14 protein-coding genes are annotated in these 15983 nt (G+C 40.6%); 4 read left to right on the top strand and 10 right to left on the bottom strand.

Going from position 1 to position 15983, the window contains the following annotated elements; genetic code table 11:
• Positions 1-157: 157 nt before the first annotated feature.
• On the bottom strand, positions 158-1051 hold the full coding sequence (locus RS893_RS09070) for a polyphosphate kinase 2 family protein (protein ID WP_315790870.1): 894 nt from the start codon (positions 1049-1051) through the stop codon (positions 158-160).
• 169 nt (positions 1052-1220) lie between these two features.
• Positions 1221-3662, bottom strand: a complete 2442-nt coding sequence (locus RS893_RS09065) for a phosphoketolase family protein (protein WP_315790869.1) — start codon at positions 3660-3662, stop codon at positions 1221-1223.
• An 886-nt stretch (positions 3663-4548) separates the two neighbouring features.
• Between RS893_RS09065 and menH the strand changes: the two genes are divergently transcribed.
• Positions 4549-5364: a 2-succinyl-6-hydroxy-2,4-cyclohexadiene-1-carboxylate synthase gene (menH, locus tag RS893_RS09060; protein ID WP_315790868.1), complete on the top strand. Its 816-nt coding sequence runs from the start codon at positions 4549-4551 to the stop codon at positions 5362-5364.
• Positions 5365-5389: 25 nt separating this feature from the next.
• Here the strand turns inward: menH and RS893_RS09055 are convergent, their stop codons facing one another.
• Both RS893_RS09055 and RS893_RS09050 read right to left on the bottom strand, forming a co-directional pair.
• A complete protein-coding gene (locus RS893_RS09055) occupies positions 5390-6085 on the bottom strand; it encodes a glycoside hydrolase family 24 protein (RefSeq protein WP_315790867.1) in 696 nt (231 codons plus the stop codon).
• A gap of 65 nt (positions 6086-6150) precedes the next feature.
• Positions 6151-6810: an NAD(P)H-binding protein gene (locus RS893_RS09050; protein WP_315790866.1), complete on the bottom strand. Its 660-nt coding sequence runs from the start codon at positions 6808-6810 to the stop codon at positions 6151-6153.
• A 177-nt stretch (positions 6811-6987) separates the two neighbouring features.
• Here RS893_RS09050 and RS893_RS09045 point away from each other — a divergent pair, with 177 nt between their 5' ends.
• Positions 6988-7695: a DUF1997 domain-containing protein gene (locus RS893_RS09045; RefSeq protein ID WP_315790865.1), complete on the top strand. Its 708-nt coding sequence runs from the start codon at positions 6988-6990 to the stop codon at positions 7693-7695.
• 72 nt (positions 7696-7767) lie between these two features.
• Here RS893_RS09045 and RS893_RS09040 read toward each other — a convergent pair whose 3' ends face one another.
• A complete protein-coding gene (locus RS893_RS09040; protein ID WP_315790864.1) occupies positions 7768-8238 on the bottom strand; it encodes a DUF4079 domain-containing protein in 471 nt (156 codons plus the stop codon).
• A gap of 278 nt (positions 8239-8516) precedes the next feature.
• Here RS893_RS09040 and RS893_RS09035 point away from each other — a divergent pair, with 278 nt between their 5' ends.
• Together RS893_RS09035 and RS893_RS09030 are read left to right on the top strand one after the other, a co-directional pair.
• Positions 8517-9794, top strand: coding sequence for an ankyrin repeat domain-containing protein (locus RS893_RS09035; RefSeq protein WP_315790863.1), 1278 nt, complete (start codon positions 8517-8519; stop codon positions 9792-9794).
• A gap of 192 nt (positions 9795-9986) precedes the next feature.
• On the top strand, positions 9987-10424 hold the full coding sequence (locus RS893_RS09030) for a cobalamin biosynthesis protein (RefSeq protein ID WP_315790862.1): 438 nt from the start codon (positions 9987-9989) through the stop codon (positions 10422-10424).
• 231 nt (positions 10425-10655) lie between these two features.
• Here the strand turns inward: RS893_RS09030 and RS893_RS09025 are convergent, their stop codons facing one another.
• From RS893_RS09025 to RS893_RS09005, 5 genes are all read right to left on the bottom strand, one after another.
• On the bottom strand, positions 10656-11021 hold the full coding sequence (locus RS893_RS09025; protein ID WP_315790861.1) for a phage holin family protein: 366 nt from the start codon (positions 11019-11021) through the stop codon (positions 10656-10658).
• A 388-nt stretch (positions 11022-11409) separates the two neighbouring features.
• A complete protein-coding gene (locus RS893_RS09020; protein WP_315790860.1) occupies positions 11410-11667 on the bottom strand; it encodes a hypothetical protein in 258 nt (85 codons plus the stop codon).
• A gap of 137 nt (positions 11668-11804) precedes the next feature.
• On the bottom strand, positions 11805-12779 hold the full coding sequence (locus tag RS893_RS09015; RefSeq protein WP_315790859.1) for a peptidoglycan-binding protein: 975 nt from the start codon (positions 12777-12779) through the stop codon (positions 11805-11807).
• Between the two features lie 196 nt (positions 12780-12975).
• Complete coding sequence (locus RS893_RS09010; RefSeq protein ID WP_315790858.1) at positions 12976-14277, bottom strand: pitrilysin family protein; 1302 nt, start codon at positions 14275-14277, stop codon at positions 12976-12978.
• Positions 14278-14363: 86 nt separating this feature from the next.
• Positions 14364-15608, bottom strand: a complete 1245-nt coding sequence (locus tag RS893_RS09005) for a pitrilysin family protein (RefSeq protein ID WP_315790857.1) — start codon at positions 15606-15608, stop codon at positions 14364-14366.
• Positions 15609-15983: the final 375 nt, after the last annotated feature.

Here is a 15983-nt window from a genome sequence, read left to right as displayed (position 1 = left end):
AAAGGTTAAAAGGGAAAGGGTAGAGGAGAATAAAATCCCCTGATACCATTTCACAATATTGATTGATACAAATCCTCTTGTTTGTCTTCCTTGTCCTCCTCGTCTTTTAGTCGCCAAATCTATCGGACTTATAGTGAAATGGTATTCACCCTTCCCTTTAGCCTTCCTCTGTTTCGAGGATTTCCTTTGCTTTTAACAATTGTGCATAATGTTCTTCACTAACTTTGGGATATGCCAAGTTCAGGGATTTTAATTTTTGGTAGATAAAGTAGCCTACAGCAATGCGGGTAAACCATTTATGATCTGCTGGGATAATATGCCAAGGCGCCCATTCTGTACTGGTATGATTGAAGACATCTTCGTATGCCTGCATGTATTCATCCCAAAATTGCCGTTCTTTGACATCACTGCTGGAAAATTTCCAATTCTTTTCCGGCAGATCAATTCGCTTTAAAAAGCGCTTTTTTTGTTCCTCTTTTGAGAGGTTGAGAAAAAATTTCAGCACGATAATGCCGTTATTAACGAGATATTTTTCAAAGTTATTTATCTCTTCAAATCGTTGCTGCCAAATGTGTTTGTCTTTTGTTTGAGGAGGCAATTTTTGCTTAGCAAGGAGTTCGGGATGTACACGCACCACTAGCACTTCTTCGTAGTAAGAACGATTGAAGATCCCGATACGTCCTCTTTCTGGTAAAGCTTTGAATGAGCGCCACAAATAGTCGTGATCTAATTCCTCTGCGGAGGGAGCTTTAAAACTAAATACTTGGCAACCTTGAGGATTGATCCCCGACATGACATGTTTGATTGTGCCATCCTTACCAGCAGCATCTAAAGCCTGAAGAATGATCAGCAAAGCATAGGTATCTTGGGCATAAAGTATATCCTGATACTTCGCTAACTCCTTGACCCCGATTTGTAATAACTCTTGGGCTTCACTTTTTTGAAAATTGCCCGTATAGTCTGGATCAAAGTCTTTCATCTTGATCTTTGCTCCAGATGGAACAATCATAGCTTTAGGATTCAAGCGAGTCAGAAAGTCTGCGTAAGTCATAACTTTATACCAAGGAGTTGAGAAAAGGGGAAAGGGGGAAGGGAAAAAATATATTTACTCACTCTTCACCCTTCAGCCTACTCTAAGAGAAGCCTATGAGCGCACGGCAGATGCTTTATGCCGGGAAACCCGTCCACCGCACTGCCTCGTCTACACCCTTCATCCTTCACTAGTAAGGCCACTTCCAATTCACAATTTCGGGCTTATCAGTACCATGTTCGTAGGCGTAGTTACGGCAGGAAATTTGCTCATCCTTGAGCATTTCTTTAACGTGAGCGCCTGCTACTTGGAGTTTTGGAACCCGATCAATCACATCGATCGCTATACTGAAACGATCAATCTGATTTTGGATCGCCAGCTCTAATGGTGTGTTGATATTACCTTTTTCTTTGTAACCACGTACATGCATGTTGTTGTGGTTATGACGGCGGTAAGCTAGGCGATGAATCAACCAAGGATAGCCGTGGAAGTTGAAAATAACTGGCTTATCGAGGGTGAAGAGACTGTCAAAATCGCGATCGCTCAAACCGTGAGGATGTTCTGTATTCGGTTGTAACTTGAACAAGTCAATGACGTTCACAAACCGGATTTTCAACTCAGGGAAATTTTCTCTCAATAACACTGATGCAGCTAATGCCTCTAGAGTGGTAATGTCACCTGCACAGGCTAGCACTACATCTGGTTCTGCACCAGCATCTGTACTTGCCCATTCCCAGATATCAATGCCCTTAGTGCAATTGCGGACGGCAGCTTCCATGTCATGGTACTGCAAGTGCATTTGCTTGTCACATACAATCACATTAATATAGTCCTGACTCCGCAAACAGTGGTCAGCAACAGACAACAGTGAGTTGACATCGGGGGGAAGATACACACGCACCACGTCTGCACTCTTGTTGACAATCAAATCTAAAAAGCCTGGATCTTGATGAGTGAAGCCGTTATGATCTTGCCGCCACACCGTAGAGGTAATCAAGATGTTGAGTGAAGAAATTTCTTTGCGCCAACTAACGTGTTTGCTAATTTCCAGCCATTTGGCGTGTTGGTTCACCATCGAATCAATCACGTGGACAAAGGCTTCATAGGTAGAGAAGAAGCCGTGACGACCGGTGAGTAAGTAGCCTTCCAGCCAGCCTTCCAAGGTGTGTTCACTCAAAATTTCCATGACACGACCGTCGGGTGACAGTTCACCACCGTCAGCATCTTCTGGTAAATATCCGGCAATCCAAAACTTCTTACTGCCTTCGTAAACAGCATTCAGCTTATTGGAGGTAGTCTCGTCGGGGCCAAACACGCGGAAATTAGACATGTTGCACTTGATAACATCGCGCAAGAAAACGCCCAGAGGCTTATTATTTTCAACTTCAATTGTTCCAGGCTTTTCCAGTTCAACGCCATACTTGCGGAAGTCAGGTAGCTTCAGTCCCCGACGCAGCACACCACCATTCGCGTAGGGAGTCGAACCCAAACGTTTTGAGCCAGTAGGCGCTACTTCCTTAATTTCAGGGAATAACGTACCATTTTCATCAAACAATTCTTCAGGCTTGTAGCTGCGCATCCATTCTTCTAGCATTCTGACATGCTCTGGATTGGAATGCATTGCCCCCATTGGCACTTGATGAGCGCGCCAGAAACCTTCGACTTTGTGTCCATCGACTTCTTGAGGCCCTGTCCAACCCTTGGGAGTACGCATGACAATCATCGGCCAGCGAGGACGCTTAGGAATGCCACTACTACGAGCTTCTTGTTGAATTTTATGAATTTCTGAGATGCAATGATCTAAAGTTGCGGCCATGGCCTGATGCATACTTTCGGGATCAGAGCCTTCTACAAAGTAGGGAGTGTAGCCATAACCCTGAAACAAGTCTTCTAGCTCTTCATGGCTGATACGAGCCAAAATCGTAGGGTTGTTAATTTTGTAACCATTCAGGTGCAAAATAGGTAACACTGCACCGTCACGAATGGGATTGATGAATTTATTAGAATGCCAGGAGGTTGCCAAAGGCCCTGTTTCAGCTTCTCCGTCCCCAGCCAGTGCTACAACAATCAAGTTGGGGTTATCAAATGCTGCACCATAAGCATGGGATATGCTGTAACCTAGTTCACCTCCTTCATGAATCGAGCCAGGAGTTTCAGGGGTGCAGTGGCTACCAATCCCACCAGGGAAAGAGAACTGCTTGAAAAAGCGCTTCATTCCCTCTTCGTCTTCGCTACAGTCGGAAAAGTATTGGGAATAACTGCCTTCTAGATAACAAGGGCCAAGGAATCCAGGCGCACCATGACCAGGACCTACGATGTATAACATGTCCTGGTCAAATTTCTTGATCGCACGGTTGAGGTGAGTATAAAGAAAACTGATCCCCGGACTAGAACCCCAATGTCCTAATAAACGATGCTTGATATTCTCAGGTTTGAGAGGTTCTTTTAGCAGTGGGTTATCCCGCAGATAAATCATACCAATAGCCAAGTAGTTAGCAGCACGCCAGAAAGCGTGCATCTTGCGGAGTTCATCAGAGCTAAGGGGTGCGCCGTCAACTGTTGACCGTGCTTTGCCATAACAGCTAATAGAGCTAATTTCTTCTGCGGTTGGTTTTGAGGGTGTTGCTACCATTTTGCACCTTTGTAATTTAATTTGGAATAACTGCGGAAGTCGCTACTCTACAAAAAGCCACTTTGTGTCTATGTGTCTAGGAAATTTGAAATGCAGAATTAAATCTGTAGCATTGCAATTAAGAATGCTTTTGTAGTGATTGCACTCTTAGGAAGGATTTCTTAACTATCGCTGGGTAGAAATTAAAATAGAACAGACTATGTATGATATCTAATTAAATAGGTAGATAAACCTCAATCAAATGCTTTTGTTAATGACTTGTTAACTATTTTAGGTCAACAGTAGCAAATGAGCCGCTTAAGCAAATTTTTGTGGAAAATTCAAAATTTCAACTTTGAAAAAAAACTAAGTTATGTAGATTTTACCTAAAATCTTTTAGATTTAAACATAAATTTTCTCTTCCTGCTACAGGACTTGCTGGGGATTGTCTTAATTATTCTGTCTTCATTATTCTATAGTAGTCTGATTTGCTTTACGAACTTTTCTTAGAGGCAGGCAGTAGGCAAAGAGTGCAATAAGCAATAGAAAAAGAAGCGTAAGCAGGGAGGTAGATAAGTAGGTATTTTTTTCAAAATCAAATATGAGTCTTATAGTTAAATTAATTGTTTACTATCAAGATTCTTTATATAAAGTTTTCTTAACCAATTTTTCATGAAAATTTTATATTCTCAAGTAATTTGGAATTGACAAAAATTTAAAAAATATAATTTTTTCTTTAAATTTAACTAAGTAGATTGGTACAATTTAAGGCTAGCTCGTGAAGGTTGTTATTTGTCAAAAATCATTATTTATTGGGTAGGGGTATTGTTTACAATATCGTGTTTTGTTGTTGGTAATTGCCAAGGAAGACTGTTTTAAACGTATTACCGATTGCCCATACTTAATTATGACAATTGCAAATTATCAATTATTTTATGCTTTCGATGGCGATCGCAATCAACCTGTTATCCTTTTTTTACATGGATTTATGGGTAATAGCCATGAATTTGATGAAGCGATACAATTGCTAAAACATGATTTTTATTGCTTGAAAGTAGACTTACCAGGGCATGGAAATACAAAAGTTTTGGGAAGTGAAGATTGCTATACAATGGCATATACTGCCCAAGGTTTAATAGAGTTATTAGATAATTTAAAAATTAATCAATGCTTTTTAGTGGGTTATTCTATGGGAGGGAGATTAGCATTATATCTCACTTTATACTTTCCCCAAAGATTCCCAAAAGTTATTCTAGAATCTGCTTCTCCTGGCTTAGCAACAGGTGTAGAACGTCAAGAAAGAATTCAGCGAGATCAACAAATTGCCAGAAAACTAGAAAGAAGCATTGAAAAAAATGATTTTATTGCTTTTTTAATAAATTGGTATAATCAGCTGATTTTTGGCAATATCAAAAATCATCCACAGTTTCAGAATTTGATAGAAATTAGAACACAAAACAACCCTATAGAGTTAGCTAAATCTCTGCGATTCATGGGTACTGGCTGCCAACCTTCTCTGTGGGAAAAACTTAAAGATAATCAAAATGATTTACTTTTATTAGCTGGTGAAAATGACGAAAAATTTATAGATATAAATAAACAGATGGCTAAATTATGTCAATATTGCCAGCTAAAAATACTTAATTATGCTGGGCATAATATTCATTTTGAAAATCCAAATGTATTTGTAGAAAATATCAAGTTGTTTCTATTAGATGCTTAATATTTCACCTTTCATCCTTTCCCCTTCACCCTTTCCTCACCGTCTTTAACTCTTCTTGTAACATCTTTTGATAAATCTTGGGTAAAAGGGGACTTACAGAATTAGTTTCAATACCATATCCTAAACTTGTCCATGTGGGAGATAGTCGCCGCAAAACTTCATCTAATTTACCCTGACGTAGTAGTTGGGAAATATTGACTCCCCAAACTTGAGAATCACTCAACCAACTATGCACCACTGTGTCTTGATATTCTGGTTCAAAACTATAATTCACCCAAAACATAAGTCGCATGGGTTTTGGATGATATTTGGATGCAATTTTAAACCAAGTTGTGTTGATTATTTGGTATCTGCCGGCTGCTGTTGAACAGTTACCCTTATTGGGGCCAACGATAATTGTGACACACTTTTCTGGATGACGACTGAGGTCACTGACGTGTTCTCCACCATACAAAAGCGAGTAAGGACGATTACCGCTAGCCTCACTGGCTGAAATCGTTCGCATCAAGGCGCGGATATAGGGATCACCACCTTTCATCACTAAGGGCGGTTGTCTAGTATTGAATACTGGATCAGGACGCGATCGCAAATTATCGATAATATACCACTGGAATAAATACACAAATACTAACAAAGCAGCCAGTGGGCCGATGAATTTTTCAACGCCTTTAAGTTCCAAGCCTTTCAGAGTTCGACTCCTTAAAAATTGGTCATTGGTCATTGGTTATTGATCTTACAAATGACAAATAACAAATGACAAATGACAAATAACTATTAATTTTTGTGTCAGACAACACTTGCAAATAACTCGCTAAAGCTTTTCGCCGCAGCTTCTGGTTTGGCTACGATCTCTACAATTTTATTCCTAGCTGCGGGCTCAAACAGGGCTTCTACACAAACTTGAGCAACTTTTTGTCGTGGAATGCTACCTTCAAACAAGGTATCCGCATTTTGCATGACTATAGAATCAGTGTTATCTTCATTTTTCAGACCACCTGGTCTGACAATTGTATAAGTCAGACCACTTTTTTGCAGATATTCTTCAGCTTGTTTTTTCCAGACTAAAATTAGCCAAAATAAATTGAGGGGATGGAAAAATTGGGAAGTAGCTAAAGAAGAAACAATGACAAAATGCTCTATCCCCTTAGCTTTAGCAGCATCGACTAAATTTTTAGTCCCTTCATAATCTACTTTATAAGGACCTGTAGGATCAAAGCTGGGTTTTGCTCCTGTTGCACACAAAACGACTGTACTATCTCCCAAAGCAGCAGCTAGATTTTGTCGATCTAACACATCACCCTGTACTAATTCAACTTGATTAGGCAAAATACTCCTAGCTTTTTCGATATCACGCACCAAGGCGCGAACGGGAATATTTCGCACCGTCAGTTCTTGTACGATGCGACGACCTGTTTCTCCTGTTGCTCCTGCTACAAAAGCTTTCATTTTCTACGTTATCCTGGGAAACTAGTATGTCTTTTTTCTGTCTCTATTGTAGAGATTCGATGAAATTTTATAATTTATTTTTAAGTTTTCGGTCAAAATGTAGATCTAGTACGAAACCTTGCACTCAATCGGGGAAATATTAATTTAGACAATTAGAAAAAAATATACAAATATCTTATGTTTTCTAAAAATAAAGAATATCAGTCTATAGAAGCATTTGAGTCCTTGGAATCAACAGAGGTTGTTTTGTCTATAGCATCACCGATCACAGAAACTGAAGCAGTATCTCCAGAAAAATCTGTAGGGACTACCACGACATTTTATGGTCGTTATCAAGACAGTATGGAAATGTATGCCTCTGCTGACACGATTGCTGAATATTTAAATAATCATAGTAGTTGGTTTTCCCGGTGTGCTGAGCCGATGAAAGTAGAACCACTGGGGGAAAATGGTTATGCTTTGGTAATAGGTCGCTTTGGATCTTTTGGTTATGAAGTAGAACCAAAAGTTGGTTTAGAATTGCTTCCTCCTGAAGATCGTATTTACCGCATCCGTACCATCCCGGTTCCCAATTACCAAGCACCTGGTTATGAAGTAAACTATAATTCTTCGCTACAGCTAATCGAAATTCAACAATCCCAACTTCCTACTAATTCTATGAAAATTACAAGAGTAGAGTGGGAATTGGATTTAAAAGTCTACATTAACTTCCCCAGATTTATTCAGCGACTACCTAAAGCTTTAGTGCAATCTACAGGCGATCGCTTACTTAATCAAATTGTCCGCCAAGTTTCCCGTCGTTTAACCCGCAAAGTCCAAGAAGATTTTCATCAGTCTTTGGGCATAGAATTACCAGTAAATGTCAAGAAAAATAAACAATATTGATAGTTATTGGTCATTTGTCCTTTGTCATTTGTAATTTCTAATGACCAATGACTAATGACCAATGACTATTGACTAAGCATTAGTCAGAATTTTTTGCACAATTTGCATACCTGTGATAGCTTGCCAAGTGAACAGACCCAAAAGGGTAAAGTTCAGCAAAATATGAGTGACACGGGCCCAATTTGCGCCTTTTTGCATATAGGGAGATAAAGCAGCAGAAAAGGCAATAATACCAGTCATACCCAGCCCTGCTAACAGGTGTGGTCCTACGAACAACTTACCATTATTAATGTAGGTTACAGCCATCCCACTAATAGAGCCTGCCACCATAAATGCCAGTAAAATAGATCCAATTTGGTAATGTCTAACGTTATATCTGCCTTTAATCAGTTCTTTCTTTTGTTCACCTTGGGCATTTCTTGTGCGCTGCACTTGTAGCCCCAAGTAAGCAGCATATACTGATATCAGCAATAATGCCCACATCATGATCGGGTGAAAGAATTGCAACCAATATTTTACCGATGGTGATAGTTCCAGATTCATTGCCTTAGCCCCTATTCTTAAATCTTCATAAAAATTAGCATAACCTTAAATTGGGGAATGGGGAGATGGGGAGGTGGGGAGATGGGGAGATGGGGAGATGGGGAGATGGGGAGATGGGGAGGTGGGGGGAGTAGAGAAATAATTATTAACTACTAACCATTAACGATTGACAATCAACAATTAACAATCGACAACCAACAACCAACAATGGACAATTGACCATTGACTCTTGACACTTGACGATGGACTATTGACTAATGACCAATGACTAATAACTAATGACTAATGACGCTTCATTATTAAAGGCTGTTAAAACTGGTGATATTAAGCAAGTGCAAGCGCTACTGGCTGCGGGTGCAATTCCTGATGTCACAGATCGCGAAGGGACCACGGCGTTGATGTTTGCTGCTAATTTTGGCTATACGGAAATTGCGCGATCGCTTTTGAATGCTGGGGCGAATGTTAATTTACGCAGAAGACGCTACGGTTTAACAGCTTTGATGTTGGCTGCGAGTGCTAAGAGTATTGACATTGTGCGACTTTTGGTATCCAGAGGTGCAGATGTCAATGCCACTAATGAAGATGGTAGTACGGCCTTAATGGCAGCAGCACTTAAAGGCCATGCTGAGGTGGTACAAGTTTTACTGGCTGCTGGTGCAGACGTGAATGTCAAAGATAAAGATGATGATACTGCTTTGAAATTAGCACTCAAGCAAGGACACGTTGCTGTTGTGCAAGCAATTTTATCAGTCAGTGCAGATATTAATACCCAGGACGAAGAAGGCGAAACCCCGTTGATGCTGGCGGCAGACTTAGGACATTTACCAATTGTACAAGTATTATTGGCGGCGGGGGCAGATGTGAAACTGCAAAATCGCGATCGCGGTACAGCACTATCAGCAGCAGTGGCAGCTGGACATTGTGCGGTTACAGCCTGTTTACTGGATGCAGGCGCTGATATTAATTATCAAGATCAAGATGGTGAAACTGCCCTCCATCTTGCGGTTGTCGAAGCTTATACCGATGTAGTCGAATTATTACTTAGTCGTGGTGCGAATGTCCATATCAGAAACAACCTGGGTGACACACCTTTGCTTGTAGCAGCATTACAGGGACATAGCCAGATTGTAGAAATGCTACTGCGGCATGGGGCAGATGTGAATGTCAGAAACTTTGGTGAAGTGCCTTTGACACTGGCAGTTACCCAGGGACACACTCAAACAGTGCAGGTGTTGTTAGAGTTTGGTGCTAATGCCAATATCTTAGCAGATGATGGCAAAACACCGTTGATCAAAGCAGCAGAACGCGATCGCACCAGCGTCATCCAGCAGCTATTAGCCAAGGGTGCAAATGTGAATTTTCAAGACTCAGCCGGGGCAACAGCTTTAATGTGGGCAACTTCACGGGGCTATACAGAAGCTGTGCAACTATTACTACAAGCAGGTGCAGATGTGAATTTAAAAAATCAAGGCGGCTATACAGCTTTGATGCTAGCAGAGTTTAATGGTTATCAAGATGTAGCACAGTTGTTGCGGGCAGTTGGGGCGGTGGAGTAAATAGAAGACAGAAGGATTCTACGTTTAATTATGTCTAGTGAATTTGTGCCTTGGTGAGTCCACTTGCCGTCTAATACAATTTTGGATTTTGGATTGGGAAACTCTTTGTGCATAAGAGTTATGTCAGTCTATCTATCGCATTCTTTTTTCAAATTGGTATAAGAAGATATTCTCACGTTAGGACATCTAAAATTGCTGTTAGAAGAATTTTCTCTCTATTCAAAAAATTTGTGGGTGGGAGTTGGTTGTCAGAAAGAAACTTCACAAGAGTTGATAGAAGCAGCAATTATCCATGTATTTAGAGAACATCAACTTTCCCAAAATGCGATCGCAGGTATTGCTACTATTGATACTAAAGCTGATGAAGCTGGCTTAGTAGAACTTTGTCGGAAACAAAATTGGCTGTTAAAAACCTTCCCTGCTGAAGTTCTCCGCACAGTTTACGTTCCCAATCCTTCCCAATTGATTTATAAACATATAGCAACTCCTAGTGTTGCTGAAGCTGCTGCTTTATGTGCAGCTGAGTGTAAAAGTCTGTTAGTTTCCAAACAAATTTTTCGTTCTGTAATCCAAGATCAAAAGGGTACGGTAACGGTAGCTATAGCCCAAGTGGAAGAGAGGAAGGTGTGAGGGGTGTGGAGAGTGTAGGGAGATGGGGAACTCACCGGCCCTGGCCCTTGGAGGGATTAGGGGCAGTGGGGAGTGTGTACGCGCCCTGCGCGGCTTAAGGTAAGGGTGGGGTGTGAGGGGTAGATAATAATCAACCACTAACTAATGACCAATGACAAATGACAAATGACCAATAACTATCACTAACTAATGACCAATGACAAATGACAAATGATAAATGACCAATAACTATTATTCAACTACTCTCAAAAAATAATTGATTACACTAGAAACTATTGATAATACAACTGAACCTAACAAAGCTGCGATCGGTCCTTCAATCACAAAACCATAACTGGGAGTGAGAAAACTTGCTAACCATAAAGCAAATGCATTGATAACAAAGGCAAATAAACCAAAGGTCAGTAAGGTGATCGGAAAGGCTAATATTCTCAATATTGGACGAATAAAAGCATTGACAATCCCAATGAATATAGCAGCAATCAAGGCTGTAACAAAACTATCTACCTCAAAGCCAATATCAAAATATTGAAGAATATTAGCTGTTATTAGCAATGCAACTGCTGTACCAAGCCAAGTTAATAGAAAGTTTTTCATAACCTGTTTAATTGTGATTTGTCTCTTCCCTTGAGAATTTTCCTAAAATCATATGTAGTAAGCGGCTCTATAGCAATCCTACATGATTTGTGACAATTGCAAGCGTTAGACCCAGACTTCTCTAAGAAGTCTGAGATCTTGTCTTTTACGAATGTTTTAGTAATGCTCTAGTTGCTTTAAAATTAGATGATAAACGCTAAAGCATTGACTACGAATAATATTGCTATTTTTGAGCGACCAAAATTTAATTTTTATCTAAATACTGGTAACTAATTATGTCTATAACTTGACACAGTTCTCTAACTTCTTAGAGGGAATTAAATAACTAAAAAAAAGAGTCTATTTTCCACGATAGACTCTTTTTACCTAACTCAGAAGAGTGATGTTATTATCCTGCCGTACGACCAATAATTCCCATTTGGCGATCAACAACATTCTCATCTTGATTGTCGTTGAAAGGTTCAGGAATTGCGACATCAGCATTATCAGATTCGTGACTAGAATCATTTAAATCTGGTTGTTGCAAGTTAGGAGTTTCAATTTCATCTGCACGAGAAGTATCTGAGTCTGCATCTACTTGAATTTCTCCACTGCCATGAGTTGAAGATCCTGGTGTATTTGGGTCATAATATTGCTCAGGATTCATTTTGCCTCCAATTATAAGTACGAACAGCAAATCAACAATTGCTTTTACCTAGAAAAGATTTGCAGGTTTTTTACAATTGTCGAAATTTAATTGGGGCTTTTACATCAATCTTGAGTGATAAACTAGGGTTATAAAAATTAACGTCGCCGCAGCAAAACTTCCCAAGTGTCGCCACCCACGACACCATCAGGTTCAATATCATAGCGTCTTTGCAAAGCTTTAACTGCTGCTTCAGTTTCTTTGCCAAAATCGCCATCCACAGCACTTTCAAGATAGCCGAGTTTTCGCAGTCTTATTTGTAATCTTCTGACTTCAATATTACTCATGCCTGGGCGTAAGATGGGGTATCCTTTGGAAGTGTATTGCACACCAGCAATCTTCTCAAAACGTGGAGTTGACTGAGTGCGTTTAGTTGATTGGGAACGGCTATTTTGTTGAGTGGGTTTAGTTGATTGGGAACGGGTGTTTTGCTGGGAACGAGTAGATGATGATTGAGTCACAGTTTTCTTCTGGGAATTAGTAGATGTAGTTTGTTTAGGTGGTGTGGCAGGTTTTGGTTCGGGAGTGGTAGTAAGTACTGTAGAATTATTCGCACTCTGAGTTGTAGTTGTTGTGGAGTTGTTGAGAATTTGAGTTGGAACCGGAAAGTTACTGGCTGAGTTGGTGACAGAAGTGACAGAAGCGGTGGACGATGCGATCGCTTCACCAGGAAAAAGTCTTTGCCAAGTAACAGCATCAACAATACCATTGGGATTTAAGCCAGCAGCTTGTTGAAATTGAGAAACTGCTTTGGCTGTTGCTTGGTTATAATTTCCGTCTACTGTACCTGTGTAGTAGCCTAAAAGTTTCAGTGCGGCTTGTAGTTCCGATACAGGCTGTCCTTGACTACCTAGTTGCAAGTTAGGACGATTGATGCTGACTTGGGCGATTTGGGCAATTTCTAGTGGTGCTGCAACTGCTGGTACAACAGAGGAGGCAAACAGCACTGGTGCAGAGGAAAATAGCAGTAATCTGCTTCCTATTAACAATTTATGCCCCTGCTTCTGTTTAGGTAAGCAGCATTTTACAAACTGGTTTAGCGAACTTAAGTAGCCAAAGAATCTGGCTGTCATGGAACTCTGCCCTCGGTAAAGTTCATGGTAATACTCTATAAGGCAAAAGGTGATAAAATGCAAGAGCAAAAACTATGATATTTGCTACTAAATAACTGCATCTTTGCTAGTTATCAGTTATCAGTTTCGTCAATAGGTATAAGCCCCTAACGACTTAATTGCTGTAACACCACACCATTTGCCTGATAACTGTACCCTACGGGAAGCCGCTTGCGCGTCTACACTTTTTACTGTTCACTGATTTAATTGCTTCTTCTTGACCAACTAAAGATACGTAAGGTTTCTGTAAATACCGAGAAGCTACTGTCATCGCATCATCAGCGTTAACATTGGCTATCAGTTCCTGAAATTTTTGATCAAATTCAATTCCTAGTCCCAAAATTTCGTACCAGCCATATATTTGGGCTAGTTGTCCATTAGTTTGCTTACCTAAAGCGTATTGCCCTAAAATTTTATTTTTTGCTGCTTGTAATGCTACATCTGTAAGTGGACTGGTATACAGTAGATCTACTTCTGTTTGTAGTCCAGACAGGGCAATTTGAGTATTTTCGGGAGCCGTACCCATGTACACTACAAATGTGGCAGGAAAAAGTCGTGTGGGGTAGAAGGCAGATACTTCGTAAGCTAAGCCCCGCTTTTCTCGTAGTTCCACAAATAACCGACTGGAAAGTCCATTGCCCAAGTATGTAGATAATAACTTCAAAGCAGCGTAGTCAGGAGAATTGACGGCGGTAGCCATGTAACCCAACATGACGATTGATTGTTGGGTTTGTTGGGGTATAATTACGCATTCTGGCTGGACGGTGAGGTTTGGTAAATTTAATATGGGCAATGACGTAGCAGGTGGTTGCCAATCACCAAATACTTTTTCTACTACTGCAACAGCATCATCTAGGGTGATGCGACCGGCAATACTAATTACCAGATTATCTGGACGAAAATAAGTCTGGTGAAACTGTACTAAATCTGCACGAGTGATGCGACTCATGGTTGATTCATTCCCCAATGCTGACATAGCATAGGGATGATCTTGGTACATTACCTGTCGTAGTTGATCAAAAGCGACAGTGAAGGGATGTTCTTTTTGAGAACGAATATCTTGCAGGGCGATGCGTCGTTCTAATTCTACTTCTACTTCTGGAAAAGTAGGCGATCGCAGTATCTTTGCTGCTAGTGTCAAGATATCAACAAAATCTGCCGTGACTGTCTTCAAAGACAGCTGAAAATAATCAGCAGCAGTATCTGCACTTAAATTAGCCCCTATAGACTCCACTTGTTCAGCGATTTGCAAGCTGGAGAGTCCCTCACATCCTTTTGTTAATACCGCAGACAGCAAATGTGCCAATCCTGCTTTTTCCCGGTTTTCATAACAACTACCAGCACGAATAAAAATCCGCGCTGCAATTATATCTGCTGTGGGATTTTCTGTCAGGAGTAATACAATACCATTATCTAAGACTGTACGGTGAATGTGAGATTTTTTTAGGGAAGTGGTCATTTCTGGGTGGTTGGTGGTTGGTGGTTGGTGGTTGGTGGTTGGTTGTTAGTGGTTGTTCCAAACAACTAACAACTAACAACTAACACCTAACAAGGTTTTAATACAGTAACTGCGTAATGATTTGGTGAAAGATGCTCTTGTGCTAATTTTTGCAGTTGTTGGGCATCATAGGACTGGATTTTTTCTGGATATGTCATCGCTAATTCTACTTTGGTGATAGTGTTGTAATATCCATACAATCCTGCTAGTTGATTAGGCGTTTCTGTGGAGAATGCAAAATCATTGCATAACAGGCGTTGACAGCGAGTTAGTTCCTGGGGTGAAATACCATTGGTTATTAAATCTTCTAGGTGTAGGCGAATTAAGGACTCAACACGTTCCAGGTTTCCTGGTTCTAACCAAGCAGTAATCGTAAATAAACTTGCATCTTTTTGCAGGGAGAAATTACTGCATATACCCTGCACTAATTGTTGTTCTTCCCGTAAGTCCCGGACTAAGCGTGATGTCCGCCCTTCTGCTAGTAAAACTGAGAGTAAATCCAAACCGTAAGCGCTGCGGAGTTGTTCGACTCCTGGCCCAGTCCACGCCATCAACAATCGGGCTTGTTCTAAGCGGGGTAACTCTAACTGTTGACGGCGAATTCCGGCGATGATTGGTTTTGCTACTTCCTCTGTCGGTGGACACTCACAACAGCGATCGCCAAAGCTGTTAAACTCACGACTAACTAATTCTAGAGCTACTTCCTGGTTGATTCCCCCAACTATTACCACCGTGATATTTTCGGGTTGGTAATAAGTGCGGTGAAAGCAGCGCATGTCCTCTGGTGAGTGTTGCATCAGTTCTCGTTCTGTACCCAACACCGAACGTCCGTAGGGATGGTGCTGATAAATACTCTGAAGTAATGCTTGAAATCCTATCCAATCAGGATCATCTTGGCAAGAGCGAATCTCTTCTAACACTACATCTCGTTCGCGGCTAAATTCATCTTCAGGGATCGCCGCATTCTGTAATAGTTCTGCTAAGTAGGGAAGAGTCTCTTCAATGAAAGCAACAGCCGTGGTAATAGAGTAATGGGCATAATCATAACTAGTAACCGCGTTAGCTACCCCACCCCTGTTTTCTATTTTTTGATCAAATACTCCTGGTGGCAGGTTTGCAGTTCCTTTAAATATCATGTGTTCTAGAAAGTGAGCCATACCAAACCAAGGGCTTGGTTCAAGTCTAGTACCTGCACGCACCCAAACATCCGCCACAACTACAGGAGTGTCGGGAATTTCTTGATGGATAAAGGTTAAACCATTATCTAGTGTGAAGACCGAGGTTGGAAACACGGTATTTATGAGTTTTTGTAACAATATGAAGTTTTGAGAGATTTAATCACAATTTATCGCAATCTTGCAATCCTAACTCTTGTGTGAACACAATTTAGAATCAATTGATACATATTTTTGAAATGGCAAAAGGAACAAAATATATTTTTGACCTTTGCTACAGGGTGACAGTACCCTAAATTTATTTATGAAAAGGGTAAAAAATTTTTTACTCTCCCTTGAAGCTGCCCTGCGGATGTCTACGAGACTCCCAGAATGAAGAAAGCATCCTTGTTTGAAACCCCTAAAATTAATTTATGGAGTTTCCCTTCTGCCTTCTCATACATTTTCTATCTTCCCGTTTCCTCTTCCTGACCAGAATCCCTTGCCCTTAAT

Origin of the sequence: Fischerella sp. JS2 (genome assembly GCF_032393985.1) — a bacterium.
Classification (GTDB): domain Bacteria; phylum Cyanobacteriota; class Cyanobacteriia; order Cyanobacteriales; family Nostocaceae; genus Fischerella.
The sequence above is the reverse complement of the archived record's forward strand: the minus strand, read 5'-3'. Positions and strand labels throughout refer to the sequence as shown.

Excerpts from the sequence above, each read along its gene's own strand:
- RS893_RS09035 (WP_315790863.1), top strand. The coding sequence starts at position 8,517 with ATGACTAATGACGCTTCATTATTAAAGGCTGTTAAAACTGGTGATATT.
- RS893_RS09025 (WP_315790861.1), bottom strand. The coding sequence starts at position 11,021 with ATGAAAAACTTTCTATTAACTTGGCTTGGTACAGCAGTTGCATTGCTA.
- RS893_RS09065 (WP_315790869.1), bottom strand. The coding sequence starts at position 3,662 with ATGGTAGCAACACCCTCAAAACCAACCGCAGAAGAAATTAGCTCTATT.
- RS893_RS09045 (WP_315790865.1), top strand. The coding sequence starts at position 6,988 with ATGTTTTCTAAAAATAAAGAATATCAGTCTATAGAAGCATTTGAGTCC.
- RS893_RS09040 (WP_315790864.1), bottom strand. The coding sequence starts at position 8,238 with ATGAATCTGGAACTATCACCATCGGTAAAATATTGGTTGCAATTCTTT.
- RS893_RS09070 (WP_315790870.1), bottom strand. The coding sequence starts at position 1,051 with ATGACTTACGCAGACTTTCTGACTCGCTTGAATCCTAAAGCTATGATT.
- RS893_RS09055 (WP_315790867.1), bottom strand. The coding sequence starts at position 6,085 with ATGACCAATGACCAATTTTTAAGGAGTCGAACTCTGAAAGGCTTGGAA.
- menH (WP_315790868.1), top strand. The coding sequence starts at position 4,549 with ATGACAATTGCAAATTATCAATTATTTTATGCTTTCGATGGCGATCGC.
- RS893_RS09010 (WP_315790858.1), bottom strand. The coding sequence starts at position 14,277 with ATGACCACTTCCCTAAAAAAATCTCACATTCACCGTACAGTCTTAGAT.
- RS893_RS09015 (WP_315790859.1), bottom strand. The coding sequence starts at position 12,779 with ATGACAGCCAGATTCTTTGGCTACTTAAGTTCGCTAAACCAGTTTGTA.
- RS893_RS09050 (WP_315790866.1), bottom strand. The coding sequence starts at position 6,810 with ATGAAAGCTTTTGTAGCAGGAGCAACAGGAGAAACAGGTCGTCGCATC.
- RS893_RS09020 (WP_315790860.1), bottom strand. The coding sequence starts at position 11,667 with ATGAATCCTGAGCAATATTATGACCCAAATACACCAGGATCTTCAACT.